This window comes from Kocuria himachalensis (genome assembly GCF_054784195.1).
The window spans coordinates 90,820-112,170 of the sequence record NZ_BAAGPL010000001.1; the positions used below are offsets into that span (position 1 = coordinate 90,820).

Sequence of the window (21,351 nt, forward strand, 5' to 3'; positions counted from 1 at the left end):
GAAGGGGGCGGCCCGCGCCGTGGTGCCGTCCTACAGGGTGAGGTCGATGGCCCGGTCGGTCGGGGCCACGGGCTCCGGCAGGCGGGTCGAGCCCATGAGGAACCGTTCGACGGCGGCCGCGCAGGCGCGGCCCTCGGCGATCGCCCAGACGACCAGGGACTGGCCGCGGCCGGCGTCGCCGCACGCGAACACGCCGTCCACGTTGCTCATGTACCGGTCGTCGCGGGCCAGGTTGGTCCGGCCGTCCAGCTCCGCGCCGATCTGCTCGGTGATGTCCTCGGACTCGTTGCCGGTGAAGCCCAGCGCCAGGAAGACCAGGTCGGCCGGGATCACCCGCTCGGTGCCGCTCTTCGGCGCGCGCCGCCCGTCCGGCAGGTACTCGGTCTCGGCGACCCTCAGGCCGGTCAGCCTGCCGTCCTCCCCCACGAACTCCACGGTGGAGGCCATGTAGGTGCGGTCGCCGCCCTCCTCGTGGGAGGTCGAGACCTCGAACATCTTCGGCATCATGGGCCACGGGTCGGCGTCGGAGCGGTCCGCGGCCGGCTGCCGGCCGATCGCCAGGGACGTGATCGAGGCCGCGCCCTGGCGGTTGGCGGTGCCGATGCAGTCGGAGCCGGTGTCGCCGCCGCCCAGGACGATGACGTGCTTGCCCGCCGCGGAGATCTGGTCCTCGACCTCGTCGCCGGCCACCACGCGGTTGCCCTGCACCAGGTAGTCCATCGCGAAGTGGACGCCGTCGAGGTCCCGGCCCGGGATCTGCAGGTCCCGCGGCACCGTGGCGCCGGTGGCGACCACCACGGCGTCGTAGCGGCGCTTGAGCTGGTCCCAGGTGATGTCCTTGCCGATCTCCACCCCCGGGCGGAAGCGGGTGCCCTCGGCGCGCATCACGTCGAGGCGCCGGTCGAGGACCTCCTTCTCCATCTTGAAGTCGGGGATGCCATAGCGCAGCAGCCCGCCGATCCGGTCGTCGCGCTCGTAGACCGCCACTGTGAACCCGGCCTGGGTCAGCTGCTGGGCCACCGCGAGGCCGCCGGGCCCGGAGCCCACGACCGCCACGGTCTTGCCGACCAGGCGCTGCGGGACGAACGGCTTGACGATGCCCTCGTCGAAGCCCATCTCGCCGATCGAGTACTCGATCTGCTTGATGGTCACGGCGGGCTGGTTGATGCCGAGCACGCACGACGACTCGCACGGCGCCGGGCAGACCCGCCCGGTGAACTCCGGGAAGTTGTTCGTGGCGTGCATGCGCTCGACCGCCTCGGCGTCGAGGCCCCGCCACACGAGGTCGTTCCACTCGGGGATCAGGTTGCCCAGGGGGCAGCCCTCGTGGCAGAAGGGGATCCCGCAGTCCATGCACCGGCCGGCCTGCTTCTGCAGGACCCCCCGGTCCTGGGCCTCCTGGACCTCCTTCCAGTCCATGATCCGGACGGGCACCGGCCGCTTGGGGCGGTCGACGCGCTCGGTCACCTTCATGAAACCGCGCGGATCAGCCACGGGTCGTCACCTCCAGGATCTTGTGCCAGGCCTCGTCGCCGTCGGGGTCCTGCCCCTGGATCCGGGCCGCTTCGCGGATGCCCTGCACGGCGGCGTACTCCCGCGGCAGGATCTTGGTGAAACGCCCGAGCGTGGCCACGGGGTCGGCGAGGAGCCGGTCCGCGAGCTCGGAGCCGGTCTCCTCGGCGTGCTTCGTGATGAGCGCCAGCACGGTCTCGGCGTCCGCCTCGTCCAGCGGCAGCAGCTGCAGCTCGCCGCTGTCGCGCGCCTGCTTGTTGACCGAGGTCTCGGCGAGGTCGATGACGTAGGCGACGCCGCCGGACATGCCGGCGCCGAAGTTGCGCCCGGTGCGGCCGAGCACCAGGGCGGTGCCGCCGGTCATGTACTCGCAGCCGTGGTCGCCGATGCCCTCGACCACCGCGGTGGCGCCCGAGTTGCGCACCAGGAACCGCTCGCCCACGGTGCCGCGCAGGAAGATCTCCCCGCTCGTGGCGCCGTAGCCGATCACGTTGCCCGCGATGACGTTCTCCGAGGCCTCGAACACCGCGTCCCGCTCCGGGCGCACGATGATCCGGCCGCCGGAGAGGCCCTTGCCGCTGTAGTCGTTGGCGTCGCCCTCGAGCCGCAGGGTGATGCCCTGCGGGAGGAACGCGCCGAGGGACTGGCCGGCCTGGCCCGTGAGCGTCACGTCGATGGTGTCGTGCGCGAGGACGTCCGTGCCGAACGTCCTCGTGACCACGTGGCCGAGCATCGTGCCGACCGCGCGGTCCGTGTTGATGATGTGCTGCTGGATCCGCACGGGCTCCCGCTTCTCCAGGGCGGCCCGGGAGAGCCGGATGAGCTCGTTGTCGAAGTGCTTGTCGAGCTCGTGGTCCTGGCCGCGCATGTTGCGCACCGCCGCGCCCCGGTGCTCGAGCACCGTGGAGTGCAGGATCGGCGAGAGGTCGAGCCCGTGCGCCTTCCAGTGGTCGATGGCGGCCTTGGTCTCGAGGACCTCGGCGTGCCCGACGGCCTCCTCGATCGAGCGGAAGCCGAGCTGGGCCAGGTACTCCCGGACCTCCTCGGCGATGAACTCGAAGAAGTTCACCACGTGCTCCGCCCGCCCCGTGAACCGCTTGCGCAGCTCCGGGTTCTGCGTGGCCACGCCCACCGGGCAGGTGTCCAGGTGGCACTTGCGCATCATGATGCAGCCCTCGACGATCAGCGGGGCGGTGGCGAAGCCGAACTCCTCGGCCCCGAGCAGCGCGGCGACGGTCACGTCCCGGCCGGTCTTCATCTGCCCATCCGCCTGGACGACCACGCGGTCCCGCAGCCCGTTGAGCATCAGGGTCTGCTGGGTCTCGGCAAGGCCGAGCTCCCACGGGGCGCCGGCGTGCTTGAGCGAGTTCAGCGGGGCCGCGCCGGTGCCGCCGTCGTGCCCGGAGACGAGCACCACGTCGGCCTTGGCCTTGGTGACGCCGGAGGCCACGGTGCCGATGCCGATCTCGGAGACCAGCTTGACGTGCACGCGGGCCTGCGGGTTGGAGCGCTTGAGGTCGTAGATCAGCTGCGCCAGGTCCTCGATCGAGTAGATGTCGTGGTGCGGCGGCGGCGAGATCAGGGACACGCCCGGGGTGGAGTGGCGCGTCCGGGCGATCCACGGGTACAGCTTCTGGGCCATGAGCTGGCCGCCCTCGCCGGGCTTGGCCCCCTGGGCCATCTTGATCTGGATGTCGTCGGCGTTGGTCAGGTACAGGCTCGTGACGCCGAACCGGCCGGAGGCCACCTGCTTGATCGCCGAGCGCCGCTGCGGGTCGAGCAGGCGGTCGACGTCCTCGCCGCCCTCACCGGTGTTCGACTTCGCGCCGAGCCGGTTCATGGCGATCGCCAGGGTCTCGTGCGCCTCCTGGGAGATGGAGCCGTAGCTCATCGCCCCGGTCTGGAAGCGCTTGACGATCGAGCTGACGGGCTCGACCTCCTCGAGCGGCACGGGCTTGCGGTCCGAGGAGAAGCCGAGCAGCCCGCGCAGGGTCAGCAGCTTCTTCGTCTGGTCGTCCACGAGCTTCGTGTAGGACTTGAAGATGTCGTAGCGGCCGGTGCGGGTGGCGTGCTGCAGCCGGAAGACGGTCTGGGGGTTGAACAGGTGGGGCGGGCCGTCCCGGCGCCAGTCGTACTCACCGCCGGTCTCGAGGTCCCGGTGGGGCTCGGTCACGCCGTCCGCCGGGTACGCCCGGCGGTGGCGGGAGGCCGTCTCCTCCGCGATCACGTCGAGGCCGATGCCGCCGATCTGGGTGTGGGTGCCCGTGAAGTAGTCGTCCACGAGCTCCCGCGACAGGCCGAGCGCCTCGAAGACCTGGGCGCCGCAGTAGGAGGAGACCGTGGAGATGCCCATCTTGGACATGATCTTCTGCACGCCCTTGCCCAGGGCCTTGATCAGGTTGTGCACCGCGTGCTCCGTGGTGATCCCGGTGAGGTCGCCCGAGCGCACCAGCTCCTCCGCCGACTCCATCGCCAGGTACGGGTTCACCGCGGACGCGCCGTAGCCGATGAGCAGTGCCACGTGGTGGACCTCGCGCACGTCGCCCGCCTCCACGACCAGGGCCACCTTGGTGCGGGTCGCCGAGCGCAGGAGGTGGTGGTGCACGGCCGAGGTGAGCAGCAGCGACGGGATCGGGGCCCACGCGCCGTTGGAGTCGCGGTCGGAGACGATGACGTACTCCACGCCGCGGGCCACGGCCGCGGAGACCTTCTCGCAGATCTCCGCGATCCGGGCGCGCAGGGACTCCGCGCCGCCGTCGGGACGGTACAGGCCCCGCACCTTGAGGGCCGCGGGCATCCCGTCCTCGCCCTCGATGTGCAGGAACTGGTCGAGCTGGTCGTTGTCGATCACCGGGAAGTCCAGCGCGACCTGGCGGGTGCGCACCCGCTCGGTGGTCAGCAGGTTCCCCGACGGGCCCACGGAGCCGCGCAGGCTCGTCACGAGCTCCTCGCGGATGGCGTCCAGCGGCGGGTTGGTGACCTGGGCGAAGGACTGCACGAAGTAGTCGAACAGGGTGCGGGACTTCTCGGAGAGCACGGCGATCGGGGTGTCGGTGCCCATCGCGTAGATCGGCTCGGCGCCCTTGGCCGCCATGGGCCCGACGATCATCTTCAGCTCCTCCTGCGTGTACCCGAAGGTCTTCTGGCGCAGGGTGATGGAGGAGCGCGGGTGGATCATGTGCTCACGCTCGGGGAGGTCGGTGATGTCGATGATGTTGCCGTCGGCCCACTCCTCCCACGGGGCGGCGGAGGCGATCTGGGCCTTGATCTCGGCGTCCTCCACGATCCGGCCCCGTGCGGTGTCCACGAGGAACATCGTGCCCGGGGAGACGCGGCCCTTGCGCACGATCTTGCGGTCCCCGACGTCGACGACGCCGACCTCCGAGGCGAAGACGACCAGGCCGTCGTCCGTGACCCAGAACCGGCCGGGGCGCAGCCCGTTGCGGTCCAGCAGCGACCCGACCTGCACGCCGTCGGTGAAGGCCACCGCGGCCGGGCCGTCCCACGGCTCCATGAAGGAGGCGTGGTAGCGGTAGAACGCCTTGCGGGCGGGGTCCATGGTCTCGTGGTTCTCCCAGGCCTCCGGGATCATCATCATCATGGCCTGGGTGACCGGCCGGCCGGAGAGCACGAGCAGCTCGGCGACCTCGTCCAGGGACTGCGAGTCGGACGCGCCCTCGGAGCAGATCGGGAAGAGCTCCTCGGGGTTGCGGCCCAGCAGCGGGGACTTCAGCTGCGACTGGCGGGCGCGCATCCAGTTCCGGTTGCCCTTGACGGTGTTGATCTCGCCGTTGTGCGCGAGCGTGCGCATGGGCTGGGCCAGCGGCCACGACGGAAAGGTGTTGGTGGAGAACCGGGAGTGCACGATCGCGAGCTCGGTGGTGAACCGGTCGTCGGACAGGTCCGGGTAGAAGGGCTCGAGCTGCTGGGTGGTCAGCATGCCCTTGTAGACGATCGTGCGCGAGGACAGCGAGGGGAAGTAGACGCCCGACCGGTTCTGGGCCCGCTTGCGCAGCCGGAACGCCTTCTGGTCCAGGCGCCGCCGGGCCGCCTCGTCCTCGGGCGCCGGCGTGGTCTCGGCCACGAAGAGCTGCACGAAGTACGGCATGACCTCCCGCGCGGACCGGCCCACCACGGACTCGGCCACCGGGACGGGCCGCCAGCCGAGGACCTGCAGCTCCTCGGAGCGCGCGAGCTCCTCGAGGGCGCCCTGGATCCGCTCCGCGTTCGCACCGCCGTGCGGGAGGAACGCGGTGCCCACCGCGTAGCCGCCCAGGGGCGGCAGCTCGAAGTCCAGCACGGCGCGGAAGAACGCATCGGGCAGCTGGGTCAGCAGGCCGGCGCCGTCACCGGTGCCCTCGTCGCCGCCCACGGCGCCGCGGTGCTCCAGGTTGCGCAGGGCCGTCAGCGCGGCGTCGACGATCTCGTGGCTCGGGGCGCCGTTGAGGGTCGCGACCACGGCGAGGCCGCAGGCGTCCTTCTCCTCGTCCGGGTGGTAGAGGCCCTGCTCCTCGGGCGCGTTGGAGAACTGCTCGAACGGGGACTCCGCCTGCTCCTGCGCGGTCTCGGCGGGAGCGTCCGGACGGGGGTCCGTGCCGCCCTGGGCAGAAGTGTCACCGGGGGTGCCGGCCGGGGTAGAGGTCATGACTGACGTCTCCTCACCATGGGATGCGGTCAACAGGAGCGGCCCCCGCGGCAGAGCTCCGGTCGGGAGGTGCCGCCGGATCGTGAGCTGCCGCCGACGTCCTCGAGCGGTGATCGAGGTGGTGCCGGACGGCGGAAGGGCCCCGTTCCAGGAATGTCCGACGATGGACGATCGTGGCGTGCGCCGGAGCCGAGGACGTGGTTCACCCGTCCGCCGGTCAGGCGCCAGAAGAATCTAGCATTCAGATGTTACAGCTCTGAAAACTCTCCAGCCAGGGCCCCCGTTCCCGCCCCCGGTGCGGTATCAGGCGCGCGAGGCCTCCACGGCGCCGCCGCGGGCCCTGCGGCGGCGGAGCACCACCGCCGCGAACAGGGCCAGCCCCAGCAGCACGACCCCCAGGGCGGTCCACACGTGCACGCGCAGGCCCAGCACCATGAGGGACGGGTCGATCCTCAGGAACAGCTCGATGAGCATCCGGCCCAGGCCGTAGTGGATCAGGTAGAGCGCGAACAGACGGCCGCCGTCCAGCCGGAACCGCCGGTCCAGGGCCAGCAGCAGCACCACGCCGAGCAGGTTCCACAGGGACTCGTAGAGGAACGTGGGGTGGAAGAGGGTGTCTGCCGGCACCCCGGCCGGGAAGTTGGCGCTGCCGGGGTCGATCTCGAGTCCCCACGGCAGGGTGGTGGGCCGCCCGAAGAGCTCCTGGTTGAACCAGTTGCCCCAGCGCCCGATCGCCTGCGCGAGCAGCAGGCCGGGCGCCGCGGCGTCGGCGAACACGGCCAGGGAGACCCCGTGCCGGCGGCACACCCACCACGCGGCCAGGGCGCCGAAGGCCACGGCGCCCATGATCCCGAGACCGCCCTCCCAGATCCGCAGCGCGTCGACGGGGTCCGCGCCCGGGCCGAAGTAGCCGGCGGGGTCGGTGATGAGGACGTGGTAGACGCGGGCGCCCACGATCCCGGCGGGGACGGCCCACATCACGACGTCCCACACGATCTCCGGGTCCAGTCCCCGGGCCGCCCAGCGGCGTGTGGTCAGCCACAGGGCCGCCGCGATGCCCGCGAGGATGCACAGGGCGTAGGCGTGCACGGTCAGCGGGCCGACCGAGAAGCCGGACCAGTCCGGGGAGGGGATGCCCTGCCGGAGCGGGGCGCTCATCAGGGCGGGCACGGGGGGAACGGCGCTCAGCAGCATGCGGTGGGGCCTCGGCTCGTGGGGTCGTCGGGAGGGGCGGCCCCGCCCGCGCGGGGCGGGGCCGCCCGTCACGCTATCAGGCGCGCCCGGCCAGTTCCCGGGCCAGCGCGCCCACGGCCTCGGGGCCGCCGTCGGCCAGCGCCTGGACGAGGGCGGTGCCCACGATGACGCCGTCCGCGTAGGCGCCGATCTCCTCGACGTGCTCCCGGCGGGAGACGCCCAGGCCCACGCACACGTGCTGGGCGCCGGCCGCGCGCGTGTCCGCGACGAGCTGCTCGGCGACGTCGGAGACGGCGTCCCGGGCGCCGGTGACGCCCATCACGGAGACCGCGTAGACGAAGCCGCTCGCGGCCTTGACCACCAGGTCGAGCCGCTCCCGCGAGGAAGAGGGCGCCACCAGGAAGATCCGGTCCAGGCCGTGGGCCGCGGATGCGGCGAACCACTCCCCGGCCTCGTCGGGGATCAGGTCGGGGGTGATGATCCCCGCTCCCTCGGCCTCGGCGAGCCGCTGGGCGAACGTGTCGACGCCCATCTGCAGGACGGGGTTCCAGTAGGTCATCACCACGGGCACCGCGTCGGTGCGCTCGGCCACGGCACGGACCACCCGGAACACGTCGGCCACCCGGAATCCGTTGGCGAGGGCCGTCGTGGTCGCGTGCTGGATCACCGGCCCGTCCATGACGGGGTCCGAGTACGGGATGCCGATCTCGATCACGTCCGCGCCGTTGGCGCCGAGGGCCACGGCCGCCTCGATGGACTCGTCCACGGTCGGGAAGCCCGCCGGGAGGTAGCCGACCAGGGCCGGCCGCCCTTGCGCCCGGCACTCGGCGATGCGGGCGGCGAGCCGCGAGCCGGGGTCGGCGCTCAGCCCCGGCGGCAGGATGCGGGAGGCGAGGTCCGGGCCGGAGGTCTCGTGTCGGGTGGTGGTCACAGTCGCTCGCCCTTCTCGCCGAGCTCAGCCTCGGCACTGTCGTCCGGGAGCATCCCGAACCATTCCGCGGCGGTCGCCACGTCCTTGTCGCCGCGCCCCGAGAGGGAGACCACGACGATCTTCTCAGCGGCCGCCTCCGGTCCGAGCTCCTCGACCCAGCGGCGGCCGATCTTCAGCGCCCCGGCCAGGGCGTGGGAGGTCTCGATGGCGGGGATGATGCCCTCGGTGCGGCACAGGAGCCGGAAGGCCTCCATGGCCTCCACGTCGGTGATCGCCTCGTAGCGCGCCCGCCCGATGTCGTGCAGGTACGAGTGCTCGGGGCCCACGGCGGGGTAGTCGAGGCCCGCGGAGATCGAGTGGGACTCGAGCGTCTGCCCGTCCTCGTCCTGCATGAGGTAGGTCCGGGCCCCGTGCAGCACGCCGGGACGGCCCAGGGAGATCGTGGCGGCGTGACGTCCGGACTCCACGCCGTCCCCGCCGGCCTCGAGGCCGTAGAGCTCCACCGCGGGGTCGTCCAGGAAGCCGTGGAAGATGCCGATCGCGTTCGACCCACCGCCCACGCAGGCCGCGACGGCGTCCGGGAGGCGCCCGGCCTGTGCCAGGATCTGCTCGCGCGTCTCCTCGCCGATCTGCTCGTGGAAGTAGCGAACCATCGCGGGGAACGGGTACGGGCCCGCCGCGGTGCCCAGCAGGTAGTGGGTGTGCTCGACGGAGGCGACCCAGTCCCGCAGGGCCTCGTTGATCGCGTCCTTGAGCGTGCGGGAGCCGTTGGTCACGGGCACCACGGTGGCACCCAGCAGCTCCATGCGCGCGACGTTGAGGGCCTGTCGCCGCGTGTCCTCCTCACCCATGTAGACCACGCACTCCATGCCGAACAGCGCGGCCGCGGTGGCCGAGGCCACGCCGTGCTGGCCGGCGCCGGTCTCGGCGATCAGCCGGGTCTTGCCCATCCGCCGCGCCAGCAGGGCCTGGCCGAGCACGTTGTTGATCTTGTGCGAGCCGGTGTGGTTGAGGTCCTCCCGCTTGAGGAAGATCCGGCACCCGGCCTCGGCGGCGAAGCGCTGGGCCTCGGTCAGCAGGGAGGGCCGGTTCGAGTAGTCGCGGGAGAGCCGCTGGAACTCCGCGATGAACTCCGGATCGGCCTTCGCCTTCTCGAACACGTCCGTGAGCTCGTCGAGGGCGGCGATGAGGGACTCGGGCATCCACCGGCCGCCGAAGTCCCCGAAGTACGGTCCGGGGGCCTCGCGCAGGGAGGACGCCTTCGCGGCGGTGGCCTCGGCCTCGGGGACGTGCCGCCGGGCTCGGGCTGCCGTGCCCGCCGCGCAGAAGGCCGCGATGGCCGAGGCCGGGTCGGCGCTGCGCACGAGGGCCTCGCCGACCAGGACGGCCTTGGCCCCGTGCGAGGCGTAGAGGGCGATCTGCTCCTCGCCCTCGACCCCGGACTCGGCCACGACGACCGCGTCCTGGGGCAGCAGCCCGGCGAGCCGGCCGAAGGTCTCGACGTCGGTGTCGAGGGTCTTGAGGTTGCGGACGTTGACGCCCACGATGCGGGCGCCCACGGCCACCGCGCGCTCGATCTCCTCGGGCGTGTGCGTCTCCACCAGGGCGTGCATGCCCAGCTCGTGGGTGAGCGCGAGGAAGCGGCGCAGCTCGTCGTCGGAGAGGGCGGCGACGATCAGCAGGACGAGGTCCGCCCCGTGGGCCCGCGCCTCCCAGATCTGGTACTCGTCGACCGTGAAGTCCTTGCGCAGCACGGGCACCCCCACGGCCGCGCGCACGGCGTCGAGGTCGGCCAGGGAGCCGTTGAAGCGTCGCTGCTCGGTCAGCACGGAGATCACCGACGCCCCGCCGTGCTCGTAGGCCGCGGCCAGGCGCGCCGGGTCGTCGATCGGGGCCAGCGCACCCTTGGAGGGGCTCGAGCGCTTGACCTCGGCGATGACCTGCACGGCGTCCGCGCTCGGTCCCCGCAGCGCCGACTCGGCATCCAGGGCCGGGGGCTGCTGCGCGGCCGCCCGGCGGAGCTCGTCGAGGCCGACGCGCTCACGGCGCTCCGTCAGATCTGCCCGGACGCCCTCGATGATGGCGTCCAGGACCGTCCCGGTGCTCTGTTGCGACATGGTTTCCTGTCCTCTCGACGGCGCTGGCCGCCCTGGTGCGTTCGTGGGTGCGGGCCGTGCCCGGGGCGGGCGGGGACGGCGACCGGCCCTGGACGCGGACCGGCCGGCCCGTGCGCGTGCCGGGCTCCCGGGGCCGGCTCGCGCCGGCCCGGTCTCAGCCCTGGTGGTTGCGCGCCTCGTGCTTGCGCTGCTCGGAACCGCTGCCGTGGCCCATCCTGCTGAGCACGAAGCCGGCGACGAGCCCGACGACGACCAGCACGATGCCCGCGATCAGCACGGCGGTGCTGCCCACCGTGAAGCCCACCACGCCCACGATGACGCCCACCGACATGATGCCGACGGTCACCCACGCGGCCAGCGTGTTGCCGTGCCCTACGAAGCCGGTGTGGTCGAGGACGATCTCGTTTCCGTTTGCCATGTTGTTGCACTCCCGATTTCCCTGCCGGAGCCGGCCGGCTCCGCTCGCACGGCCCCGGCGGGGCGCGGCGGTTGCTGACGGTCTGTCCCGCCCCATTGTGCCACCCCTCGGCCCGCGCCCGCGCACGCCCCACGGGGCTTCGGGGCGTGCGGTCCGCCGCTGCGGCGGGCCCGGAGTCCCGGTGCGGGCACCGGGCTCAGGCGGTGGGGTCGCGGCCCTCGGTGAGGGCGTCCCACGAGTCGATCTCGTCGCCGGGGCGGGGCGTCCCGGCCGGGGCCCCGTCCGCCCCGGAGCGCTCGTAGCGCCGGGCCGCGGTCCACGACCGCCCGGCCACGAGGGCCCAGGCGCCGCACAGGGTCACGAGCGCCGAGGCGGCCGCCGCGAGCGAGGGCCAGGCGGTGACGGCGAAGTCGCCGCCGGCGTTGATCATCCCGGTGGCCTCGCCCACGGCGGTCTGCGCGGCGCCGGCCGGGTCGGCCAGCACAGCCACGGACGCGGCCAGGGCGCCGAGGCCGGCGAGCAGGACCACCACCGCCACCACGGCGCGCAGCACCCGCCCGGAGATCGCCGTGGTGAGGGCGCCGGCGGCCGCGACGAGACCCAGGGCGGTCACGGCCGGCGCGGCGTCGGACCCGGCGACGTCCACGGTCACGGGCTGGAGCGTGGTCTGCACCGTGGCGGAGATCCACGTGGCGGCCGAGCAGGCGAACACGGCGAGGGCGGCGGCCAGGGTGGCGAGCACCACCGTGGACCGCCGGGACAGCATCGCCCGCCGGGAGCCGCGGCCCTCAGGCACGCCCGGCGCCCGTCTCCGGCACGGCCACCCGGTCGAGGTCCAGGGCGTGCAGGCGCTCGGCGAGCAGCACCGCCCGCAGCGGTGCGGTGGCCTTGTTGAGGGACTCGAGGGCCTCGGTCTCGGGGTCGGAGTCCGCGACGATCCCGCCGCCGGCCTGGACGTAGGCCTTGCCGTCGACGAGCAGGGCCGTGCGGATGGCGATGGCCATGTCCATGTCCCCCGCGAAGTCGAGGTAGCCGACCACGCCGCCGTAGACGGCGCGGCGCAGCGGCTCGTACTCGTCGAGCAGGCGCAGGGCCCTGGGCTTGGGCGCCCCCGAGAGGGTGCCGGCGGGGAACGTCGCCGCGAGCACGTCGTAGGCGCTGGCGTCCGGGCGCACCCGGCCCACGACGTTGGAGCACAGGTGCATGATGTGGCTGAAGCGCTCGACCTCCATGAACTCGGTGACCTCCACGGAGCCGGGGACGGCGATCTTGGAGATGTCGTTGCGGGAGAGGTCCACGAGCATGAGGTGCTCGGAGCGCTCCTTCTCGTCCTGGAGCAGGTCCCGCTCCAGGACGAGGTCCTCCTCCACCGTGCGCCCGCGCGGGCGGGACCCGGCGATGGGGTGCGTCACGGCCTGGTCGCCCGTGACGGTCACGAGCGCCTCCGGCGACGAGCCCACGATCGAGAAGGGACGGCCCCCGGCGTCCTCGAAGCTGTACAGGTACATGTACGGGCTGGGGTTGATGGCGCGCAGCATCCGGTAGACGTCGAGGGAGTCGGCCGTGCACTCGGTCTCGAAGCGCCGGGAGACGACCACCTGGAAGACGTCCCCGTCCACGATGGCCTTCTTGCCCTCCACGATGGAGTTCATGAACAGGGTGCGGTCCCAGCTCTGGGCGACCTTGGACTCCAGGTCCCCGCGGATCTCGTCGCTGCCGGTGAGGGTGGAGACCGTGGTGCGGCCGAGGGGCCGGGCGAGCCTCTCCAGCATGGCGTGCACCCGGTCCACGGCGTCGGCCCAGGCCTCGTCGACGCGCTCGTCGGTGTCGTCGAAGTTGATCGCGTTGGCCACGAGCATCACGGTGCCGTCCGTGTTGTCGTGGATCGCGATGTCCGAGACCAGGTTCATGGCCAGCTCGGGGATGCGCAGGTCGTCCTCCGGCGGGTGCGGGAGCTTCTCCCAGCGGCGCACGGCCTCCCACCCCACGAAGCCCACGAGCCCAGAGGTCAGCGGGGGGACGTCCTCGAAGCGCTCCGTGTGCAGCAGCGCCATGGTGTCCCGCAGCGCTTCGACGGGGCTGCCGCCGGTGGGGGCGCCGGCCGGGGCCTGTCCGATCCAGTGCGCCTCGCCGTCCCGGGCGGTGAGCGTGGCCCGGGAGTTGGCGCCGATGAAGGAGTAGCGGGACCAGACCCCGCCCTCCGCGGCGGACTCGAGGAGGAAGGTGCCCGGCCGGGCCGCCCCGTTCTCGAGGGCGAGCGCCCGGTAGAGCCCGATCGGGGTCATGGCGTCCGCGAGGATCCTGACGCGGACGGGGATGACGCGGCGCTCCGCGGCGAGGGCGCGGAACTCCTCGAGCGTGGGGCTGATGGTGCCCAGGTCCTGCATGGGTGTCGACCTGACTTCCTGGTGGCGGACGGGAGTGCGGAGGGTGGCGCGGCTCAGACGGCGGTGACGGCGCCGAGGTCCCGGCCGTCGAAGCAGCTGCGGGTGCCGGTGTGGCAGGCCGCCCCGGTCTGGTCGACCCGGACGAGCAGGGCGTCGCCGTCGCAGTCGAGGCTCACGCTGTGCACGGCCTGGACGTGCCCGGACGTGTCGCCCTTGCGCCAGTACTCCTGGCGGGAGCGGGACCAGAACGTCACGCGGCCCTCCGTGAGGGTCCGGCGCAGGGCCTCGTCGTCCATCCAGCCCAGCATCAGCACCTCCTTGGTGTCGTGCTGCTGCACCACGGCGGCCACGAGGCCCGCGGGGTCGCGCTTGAGCCGCCGGGCCACGGCGGGATCGAGGACGTCGGTTCCGGTGTCGGGGGTCTGCTCGCTCATCGTCCCCATCCTATCGACCTGACCTGGCGGCCCGGTCCCCCGGTCTGCGCCCGGGCCCACCGGCATCCTCCGGAGCCGTCAGAAGTGCTCCGGTGGGCCGTCCGCCTGGAGCCCGTCCGTGTCCTCGTCCGGGGCCTCCCCGGCGTCCGCGTGGCCGAGCAGCCGGCGGGTCAGCGCCTCCCGGCCGGAGAGGAGTTCGTCCAGTGCCGCGGACAGGTCCGCGTCCGTCACGTCCGCACCCCGCACGGCCGCCGCGAGGACGGCCCGGCGGACCAGCTCCTTCGGGAAGGACCCGGTGGTCCCCTCCGCGCGCGCCGCCGCGGTGTCGAGGGCGGCCGCGGTGAAGCGCTGCTCCCCCGCGTACCGGCGGAACAGCCGGGACCGGGCGTCCGTGTCCGGCAGCGGCACCTCGACGGCGAGGTCCACGCGGCCCGGGCGCTCGGCGAGCGCCCGCTCCAGCACGGCCACGCGATTGGTCGTGAGCACGAATGCGACGTCGGCGTCGCCGTCGAGCCCGTCCAGCGCGTCGAGCACCTCGAAGAGCACCGGCTCGGGTCCGGCCCCGAAGTCCCGGTCCATCGCCACGAGGTCGACGTCCTCGAGCACCACGATCGACGGCTGGAAGGTGCGGGCCACCTCCGCGGCGGCCCCGATGAGGTGCAGGCTCGACCCGGTCAGCAGGATGGCCGTGGTCCCCGGGGTCACGGAAAGCAGGTGACGGACCGTGAGGGTCTTGCCGGTGCCCGGCGGGCCGTGGAGCAGGATCCCCCGCTTGAGGTGCTGGCCCGCGGCCCGGAGGGCGTCGCGGTGCTCCCCGATGCCCACGACGTGCCCCACGACCTGCTCCAGCAGACCCGCGGGCAGCACGATCTCGTCGGCGAGCACGTGCGGGCGCGGCAGGAACGTGGCCCCCGCCTCGCTGCCGTACTCGGTGGCGGCGAACGAGAGCACCTGGCCGCGCAGCACGCTCCGCTCCAGCATCAGCGCCCGCAGCCGGGCGAGGAACGTGCCGCAGACCGCCGGGTCCGCCGCGACCACCTCCAGGAGCACTCGCGGCCGGCCGTACTCGGGACGGGGCATGCGCTGGAGCACGGCCACCGGCACCCCGTCCACGGTGAGGCAGCGGATGCCGAGCGCGACGACCTGCCGGTCCGTGGCCGGGCCCGTGGCACGGCTCGCGTAGTCGACGGGGCCGATGCCGGCCCCGGAGTACGAGGCCGTGAGCAGCTCGGCGAAGCCGAGGTCATGGCGGGCCTGGCCCCCGCTGACGCCGAGGAGGGAGCCCGGCCCGCTCCCCGCCAGCTCGGCGAGGGCGATGTCGACGTCGGCCAGGCGGTGCGGGGCGAAGTCCTCCGAGACCACCGGCAGGGTGCGCACGTCCGCCCCGAGCACGGCGGACAGGTGCCGCCCGAGCGGCGTGGGCTCGTCCCCGCGCTCGGGCGGCAGAGCGGAGAGGCGGTCCACGAGTCGTCGGACCGAGCGCAGGAGCCGGGCGTCGTCCGGGTCGGGGGTCCTGTCGGCGGGGGCGGAGTCGTCCATGGCCCGACCCTACCGGGACGGTGGGCAGCCGGGTGGCGGCGACGGTCAGGAAGAAGACCGCGAGGGTGAGCACGGACAGCCCGAGGGCGCAGGTGCCCACCGCCCGGTGGCCCGAGGCCCTCGCCCCGCGCGGGGCGGGGACCGAGCCGGAGGGGTCAGCGGTGCAGCGTGGTGCCGGGCGGCTCCCCGAACCGGGTCCGGTAGACGGTCGCGAAGCGCCCGGGGTGGGCGAAGCCCCAGCGTGCCGCGACGGCGGCGACCGTCTCGCCCGCGGCCGGGTCGGCGCGGAGCAGGTCCCGGTGGGCGGCGTCCAGGCGCGCCTCCCGCAGGTAGCCGACGGGGGTGCGGCCGAGCTCCCGGCGGAAGGCGGCCTGCAGCCCGCGGGGGCTCATCCGTGCCGCCGCGGCGATCTCGGCGAGCCCGACGTCCTCGTGCAGGTGCTCGTCGACGAACGCGACCGCCCGGCGCACCTGCGCCGGCAGCGCCGCTGTGGTCCCGGACGGCGCCGGCTGCGCCAGGAAGGTGTTCGGGAAGCAGTGCAGCAGGGCCGCGGCGAGGGACCGGAACGCCTCGGCCCGCACCAGGGGCGTGCTCAGCGCCTCCTTGTTGGGCAGCAGGTCCCGGTGGAAGTGCCGGACCTGGGTGAGCCAGAAGCGGGTCATCTGCGGGGACACGGGGGTGCTGCCCGTGAAGCGCAGCCCGAAGTCCGGCGCGCCGAGCAGGTCGCGGGCGGTGTCCTCGACGGCGCGGGCGTCCAGGACCACGGTGCTCAGTTCCAGGAGCCCGTCCCACCGGCCGCCGTACAGTCCCTGCGGCAGCAGGAACGGCAGGGGCGTGGCGATGCGCTCCTTGCCGGAGCTGACCGTCAGGTGCCCGTTCAGCACGTGCACGACCGAGTACGTGCCCGAGACGTCACCCGTGCCGGAGGACTCGGAGGTGCAGAGCCGGAACCGGTGCGCCAGGAGCGGGCCGATCGAGGCCGCCGCCATGCGCAGCTCGAACGAGCCGTCGGTGGGCGCGCGCATGCCGAGACCCGTGTAGAGCTCGGACATGGCGGCGATGCCCCGGTCGGCGTCGTGCGTGGAGAACGACGTCCGGCGGACCGGGTCCTCCGCGGGGCGGGGGGCCTCCTCCGGCCCGGACGTGGTCATCGGTGTCCTCGGCACGTGGAGAGCGGCCCCGGGACGGGGCCGCTACCGCACGGTGCGCTATCGACGGTTGAGGAGGCCCCGAAGCTTGCCCCCGAGGCCGCGGCCGCTGGTCCTCCCCGCGCCCGCCTGGCCCGCGGCGTTCATGCCGCGGGTGCCCCGGCGTCCTCCGGCGGGCCGACCGGCGGTCCCCCCGCCTGCACGCCCGGTGACACTCCTGATGATGCTGTTCAGTCCCACGGTGGACTCTCCTTCGGGTCGGCCTGTCGAGCGACTGACGTCAGCTCACTGTCGACTCTACGCCCGGTGGCCGTCCCGGGCCACGGGGCCGTTCAGCGGACCTCGTGGCCCGCCGCGCGCAGCGCGTCCTTGACCTCGGCGATCGCGTGCACGGGCCCGAAGTGGAAGATCGAGGCGGCGAGCACGGCGTCGGCGCCCGCGTCCACCGCCGGCGGGAAGTGCTCGGGGGCGCCCGCGCCGCCGGAGGCGATCAGGGGCACGTGCACCCGTGCGCGCACGGCCCGGATCATCTCCAGGTCGAAGCCCGTTCGGGTGCCGTCCGCGTCCATGGAGTTGAGCAGGATCTCCCCCACGCCGCGGTCCTCGGCCTCCCGCGCCCAGTCCAGGGCGTCGAGGCCGGTCAGCGTGCGCCCCCCGTGGGTCGTGACCTCGAAGCCCGAGGGGGTGTTGCCCGTGCGCCGGGCGTCGAGGGAGAGGACGAGCACCTGGCTGCCGAAGTGCCCCGTGATCTCGTCGATGACGCCGGGACGGGCGACCGCCGCGGTGTTGATGGAGGCCTTGTCCGCGCCGCAGCGCAGCAGCCGGTCGACGTCGGCGACCGCGCGGACGCCGCCGCCCACGGTGAGCGGGATGAAGACCTGCTCGGCGGTGCGGGAGACCACGTCGAAGGTCGTCGCCCGGGCCGCCGAGGACGCCGTGACGTCGAGGAACGTCAGCTCGTCCGCGCCGGCCTCGTTGTAGCGCTTGGCGAGCTCCACCGGGTCACCGGCGTCGCGCAGATTCTCGAAGTTCACGCCCTTGACGACTCGACCGGCGTCGACGTCCAGGCACGGGATGACACGTACGGCAACGCCCACGGGCGGCACCTCCTCGGCTGCGGGGATGGGGGCGGGAAGCAGGGCTCAGATCCGGGCGGCCTGGATCGGGGAGACCAGGATGGCACGGGCCCCGACCTCGTAGAGGGCGTCCATGACCTTGTTGGTCTCGGACTTGGGGACCATGGCGCGCACGGCCCAGGCGTTGCCGCGGCCGAGCCGGGAGATGGTGGGACCCTCCATGCCGGGGGTGATCTGGGTGGCGGCCTCGACGTACTCCTCGGCGACGTCGTAGTCCATCATCACGTACTGCCGGGCCACGAGCACGCCCTGCAGGCGCCGCCGCAGCACGGCCAGGCCCTCGGGCTCAGTGGCGGCGCGGCTGCGGATGAGCAGCGCCTCGGAGGTCATGATGGGGTCGCCGAAGACCTGCAGGCCCGCGGCGCGCAGGGTGTTGCCGGTCTCCACGACGTCGGCGATCGCGTCGGCCACGCCCAGCCGGATGGAGGACTCCACGGCGCCGTCGAGGCGGACCACGTCCGCCTCCACGCCCCGCTCGGCGAGGTAGTCGCGCAGCAGGCCGTCGTAGCTCGTGGCGATCCTCCGGCCCGCCAGCTCGGCCATCGAGGAGTACTCGCCCGCCGGGCCCGCGAAGCGGAACGTGGACCGGGCGAAGTCAAGCCCGAGGTCCTCGTCGGCGTGGGCGCCGGAGTCCAGGAGCAGGTCCCGGCCGGTGATCCCGACGTGGAGGATGCCCCCGCCCACGTACACCGCGATGTCCCGGGGGCGCAGGTAGAAGAACTCGACGTTGTTCTCGGGGTCCACGAGCACCAGCTCGCGGGAGTCCCGCCGCTGCCGGTAGCCGGCCTCCTTGAGCATGGTGACGGAGGACTCGGACAGGGCGCCCTTGTTGGGCACTGCGACACGCAGCATGGGGTTCCTTCTCGGCTCAGGGGCTTCGGTGGGGCGGGGACGCCGGTGCGGCGGGGCGCTCAGAGGTAGCGGTAGACGTCCTCGAGCCGCAGGCCCTTCGCGACCATCATCACCTGCAGGTGGTAGAGCAGCTGCGAGATCTCCTCCGCGGCCTGCTCCGGGGTCTCGTACTCGCAGGCCATCCAGACCTCGGCGGCCTCCTCGACGACCTTCTTGCCGATGCCGTGCACGCCGGTGTCGAGCTCGCGGACCGTGCCGGAGCCCTCCGGTCGGGTCACGGCTTTGTCACTGATCTCGGCGAAGAGGGTCTCAAAGGTTTTCACGACTACCAGGGTAATGGGTCCGCGACGGCCTCCCGACCGGCCGGGACCCGCACGGTCCGGGGCTCAGACGCCGAGGGAGCGCAGCAGCAGCGCGGTCCGCACCGCGGCGGCCGTGGCCTCGTAGCCCTTGTCCTCCCGGGAGCCCTCGAGCCCGGCGCGGTCCAGGCCCTGCTGCTCGGTGTCGCACGTGAGCACGCCGAAGCCCACGGGCACGCCGGTGCGCACCGACACGTCCGTGAGGCCCTGCGTGGCCGCCGAGCAGACGTAGTCGAAGTGCGGGGTGCCGCCCCGCACGACGACGCCGAGGGCCACCACGGCGTCGAGGCCCGGGGCGAGGCGGGCGGCGGCGACGGGCAGCTCGAAGCTGCCGGGCACGCGCACGATCGGCGCGTCCCGCACGCCGGCGTCGGCGAGCGCGCGGCGGGCGCCGTCGACCAGCCCGTCCATGATCTCCGTGTGCCAGCTCGAGGCGACGACGGCGACGCGCAGGCCGCTCGCGTCGGCGGTGCTGAGGTCGATGTCGGGGGCGCCGTGTCCGCTCATGGGGTGAGGTCTCCTGTGCTGTCGGTGGTGCTGTCGGTGGTGCGGTCGGTGGTTCGGTCGATGGTGCGGTCGGTCCGGCCGGCTGGGTCCGCAGCGCCGGCGCGGTGGGCGGTGGTGTCGTCGACGTGGCGCAGGCGGTGGCGCATGCGGTCCCGTTTGGTCACCAGGTAGTCGTGGTTCTCCGGGCGGGCCGGCACCTCGTTGGGCACCATCGCGACGACGTCGATGCCCAGGTCGGCCAGGCGCTCGGCCTTGGCGGGGTTGTTGCTCAGCAGCCGGATCCGGGTCAGTCCGAGCCGGTGCAGGATGGCCGCGGCCGCGGTGTAGTCCCGGGCGTCGGCGGGCAGGCCGAGCAGTTCGTTGGCCTCGACCGTGTCCGCCCCTCCGTCCTGGAGCTTGTAGGCGCGCAGCTTGTTGACCAGGCCGATCCCCCGGCCCTCGTGGTTGCGCAGGTAGAGCAGGGTGCCGCCGTCGTCGGCGATCCGCCGCAGCGCGAGGTGCAGCTGGGGCCCGCAGTCGCACCGGTAGGAGCCGAAGACGTCGCCCGTGAGGCACTCGGAGTGCAGTCGCACGAGCGGCGGGCTGCCCACGGGCACGCGGTCTGAGGACGGCGCGGTGAGGCTGAGGTGCTCGGCGACCGGGTCCCCTGGCCCGCCGGGCAGCTGCCAGCCGATCACCTCGAACCGGCCCTCGGGCGTGGGCACGACCACGGGCTCGGAGCTGACCAGGGGGGGATCCGGCCTCATCGGCGGCCCTCCTGCAGCTGCGCCGCCAGGTCCTCGATGCTCACGAGCGGGATGCCGTGCCGGTCGGCGAAGGCGCGCAGGGCGGGCAGGCGCATCATCTCCCCCTCGTCGTGGACGAGCTCGGCGATCACGGCGACCGGCTCGAGGCCCGCGAGGGAGCACAGCTCGACGGCGGCCTCGGTGTGCCCGCGGCGGACGGCGACCCCGCCGTCGGCGGCGCGCAGGGGCAGCACGTGCCCGGGCCGGGTGATGTCCGCGGGTCCTGCCGAGGGGTCGGCGAGCACCCGGGCGGTGAGCGCGCGGTCGGCGGCGCTGATGCCGGTGCTCACCCCGAGGCGGGCGTCGCACGTGACGGTGTAGGCGGTGCCCTTCGAGTCCTCGTTGACGTCGACCATCGGGGGCAGCCGCATCGCGTCGGCCCGCGCCCCGGTCATGGGCACGCACACGACCCCGGAGGTGTGCCGGACGGTGAAGCCCATCAGCGCGGGCGTCGCGTGCTCGGCCGCGAAGACGATGTCGCCCTCGTTCTCCCGGTCGGCGTCGTCCACGACGACGACGGGCCGGCCCTGGGCCATGGCCTCGACGGCCGCGTCCACGGGGTCGAGCCGGATCTCCCCGGCCGCCCCGTTCGCCCCGTTCGCCCCGTGGCCCGTTCCCTCGTGGGTGCTGCTGGTCCGCATCATGCTCCTTCTCCTGCCGTGGGCCGGGCCGTGCCCGGCGCCGGGGTGCTGTCGGTCCGGGCGAAGGCCAGCAGGCGCTGGGCGTACTTCGCGAGGACGTCGACCTCGAGGTTGACGGACGCGCCGACGGGGCGGCGTCCGAGGGTGGTCTCGGCGAGGGTGGCCGGGATGAGCCCGACCTCGAACCAGTGCTCCGCGGCACCGGGCGCGCTGACCGCCGTCACGGTGAGGGACACGCCGTCCACGGCGATCGACCCCTTCTCGGCGACGAACGGTGCCAGTTCGGCGGGCACGGCGACCCGGACCCGCTCCCACTCCCCCAGGTCCTCGCGGACCGAGACGGTGCCCGTGCCGTCGACGTGGCCCTGGACCACGTGCCCGTCGAGCCGCCCGCCGGCGGGCACGCAACGCTCCAGGTTCACGGAGTCGCCGGCGGCGAGCGCCCCGAGGGTGGTGCGCACGAGCGTCTCGCCGATGACGTCGGCCAGGAACTGCCCGGGGCCGATCTCCTCGGTGCGCGTGGCCGTGAGGCAGACCCCGTTGACGGCGAGGGAGCCGCCGTGCGGCAGGTCGGCCACGAGGGGCCCGGCGTCCACGAGGAGGCGGGCGCTCGTGCCGTCCGGGCGGGGGTCGACCGAGCGCACGGTGCCCTGGCCGGCGACGATTCCTGTGAACATGCGGTGCTTCCTCTGTCTCTCTGGTCTGTCGGTCTTCGGTGTCGGGGTCCCGGGTCCCGGTCCGCTGCT

Annotated in this window: 18 protein-coding genes; all 18 read right to left on the reverse strand. The window is 73.4% G+C overall.

The window, feature by feature from the left end; translation table 11 throughout:
* Positions 1 to 30: 30 nt before the first annotated feature.
* The 18 genes from ACYVM4_RS00460 to ACYVM4_RS00545 all read right to left on the reverse strand — a co-directional run bounded on the left by ACYVM4_RS00460 (position 31) and on the right by ACYVM4_RS00545 (position 21,282).
* Positions 31 to 1,494, reverse strand: a complete 1,464-nt coding sequence (locus tag ACYVM4_RS00460; RefSeq protein ID WP_460667305.1) for a glutamate synthase subunit beta — start codon at positions 1,492 to 1,494, stop codon at positions 31 to 33.
* Complete coding sequence (gene gltB / locus ACYVM4_RS00465; protein WP_460667306.1) at positions 1,487 to 6,157, reverse strand: glutamate synthase large subunit; 4,671 nt, start codon at positions 6,155 to 6,157, stop codon at positions 1,487 to 1,489. The genes ACYVM4_RS00460 and gltB overlap by 8 nt, the downstream gene beginning before the upstream one ends.
* Before the next feature lie 303 nt (positions 6,158 to 6,460).
* On the reverse strand, positions 6,461 to 7,351 hold the full coding sequence (gene lgt / locus ACYVM4_RS00470) for a prolipoprotein diacylglyceryl transferase (RefSeq protein WP_460667307.1): 891 nt from the start codon (positions 7,349 to 7,351) through the stop codon (positions 6,461 to 6,463).
* A 76-nt stretch (positions 7,352 to 7,427) separates the two neighbouring features.
* Positions 7,428 to 8,234, reverse strand: a complete 807-nt coding sequence (gene trpA, locus ACYVM4_RS00475) for a tryptophan synthase subunit alpha (RefSeq protein WP_460667390.1) — start codon at positions 8,232 to 8,234, stop codon at positions 7,428 to 7,430.
* Positions 8,235 to 8,278: 44 nt separating this feature from the next.
* Positions 8,279 to 10,399: a tryptophan synthase subunit beta gene (trpB, locus tag ACYVM4_RS00480; RefSeq protein WP_460667308.1), complete on the reverse strand. Its 2,121-nt coding sequence runs from the start codon at positions 10,397 to 10,399 to the stop codon at positions 8,279 to 8,281.
* 154 nt (positions 10,400 to 10,553) lie between these two features.
* A complete protein-coding gene (locus tag ACYVM4_RS00485; protein WP_368821262.1) occupies positions 10,554 to 10,817 on the reverse strand; it encodes an HGxxPAAW family protein in 264 nt (87 codons plus the stop codon).
* A gap of 196 nt (positions 10,818 to 11,013) precedes the next feature.
* Positions 11,014 to 11,613 (reverse strand): Trp biosynthesis-associated membrane protein, encoded by a 600-nt coding sequence (locus ACYVM4_RS00490; protein ID WP_368821261.1) that lies wholly within the window; start codon positions 11,611 to 11,613, stop codon positions 11,014 to 11,016.
* Entirely contained in the window at positions 11,606 to 13,204 is a 1,599-nt protein-coding gene (locus ACYVM4_RS00495) for an anthranilate synthase component I (RefSeq protein ID WP_460667309.1), read from the reverse strand. Before ACYVM4_RS00495 ends, ACYVM4_RS00490 begins: the two co-directional genes overlap by 8 nt.
* Positions 13,205 to 13,257: 53 nt before the next feature.
* A complete protein-coding gene (hisI, locus tag ACYVM4_RS00500; RefSeq protein WP_368821259.1) occupies positions 13,258 to 13,638 on the reverse strand; it encodes a phosphoribosyl-AMP cyclohydrolase in 381 nt (126 codons plus the stop codon).
* Positions 13,639 to 13,716: 78 nt separating this feature from the next.
* Positions 13,717 to 15,177 carry an AAA family ATPase gene (locus tag ACYVM4_RS00505; RefSeq protein ID WP_460667310.1) on the reverse strand — a complete coding sequence of 487 codons (1,461 nt, stop codon included), beginning with the start codon at positions 15,175 to 15,177 and terminating at the stop codon, positions 13,717 to 13,719.
* Between the two features lie 155 nt (positions 15,178 to 15,332).
* Positions 15,333 to 16,328, reverse strand: a complete 996-nt coding sequence (locus ACYVM4_RS00510; protein ID WP_368821257.1) for a helix-turn-helix transcriptional regulator — start codon at positions 16,326 to 16,328, stop codon at positions 15,333 to 15,335.
* Positions 16,329 to 16,657: 329 nt separating this feature from the next.
* Positions 16,658 to 17,422, reverse strand: coding sequence for an imidazole glycerol phosphate synthase subunit HisF (gene hisF / locus ACYVM4_RS00515; protein WP_460667311.1), 765 nt, complete (start codon positions 17,420 to 17,422; stop codon positions 16,658 to 16,660).
* A 45-nt stretch (positions 17,423 to 17,467) separates the two neighbouring features.
* Positions 17,468 to 18,313 carry an ATP phosphoribosyltransferase gene (hisG, locus tag ACYVM4_RS00520; protein WP_460667312.1) on the reverse strand — a complete coding sequence of 282 codons (846 nt, stop codon included), beginning with the start codon at positions 18,311 to 18,313 and terminating at the stop codon, positions 17,468 to 17,470.
* 59 nt (positions 18,314 to 18,372) lie between these two features.
* On the reverse strand, positions 18,373 to 18,636 hold the full coding sequence (locus tag ACYVM4_RS00525) for a phosphoribosyl-ATP diphosphatase (RefSeq protein ID WP_368821254.1): 264 nt from the start codon (positions 18,634 to 18,636) through the stop codon (positions 18,373 to 18,375).
* 63 nt (positions 18,637 to 18,699) lie between these two features.
* Positions 18,700 to 19,179, reverse strand: a complete 480-nt coding sequence (gene ribH, locus ACYVM4_RS00530; RefSeq protein WP_368821253.1) for a 6,7-dimethyl-8-ribityllumazine synthase — start codon at positions 19,177 to 19,179, stop codon at positions 18,700 to 18,702.
* Positions 19,176 to 19,925, reverse strand: a complete 750-nt coding sequence (locus ACYVM4_RS00535; RefSeq protein WP_460667313.1) for a GTP cyclohydrolase II — start codon at positions 19,923 to 19,925, stop codon at positions 19,176 to 19,178. The genes ribH and ACYVM4_RS00535 overlap by 4 nt, the downstream gene beginning before the upstream one ends.
* Entirely contained in the window at positions 19,922 to 20,605 is a 684-nt protein-coding gene (gene ribB / locus ACYVM4_RS00540; RefSeq protein WP_368821272.1) for a 3,4-dihydroxy-2-butanone-4-phosphate synthase, read from the reverse strand. Before ribB ends, ACYVM4_RS00535 begins: the two co-directional genes overlap by 4 nt.
* Positions 20,605 to 21,282: a riboflavin synthase gene (locus ACYVM4_RS00545; RefSeq protein ID WP_460667314.1), complete on the reverse strand. Its 678-nt coding sequence runs from the start codon at positions 21,280 to 21,282 to the stop codon at positions 20,605 to 20,607. Before ACYVM4_RS00545 ends, ribB begins: the two co-directional genes overlap by 1 nt.
* Positions 21,283 to 21,351 lie beyond the last annotated feature (69 nt).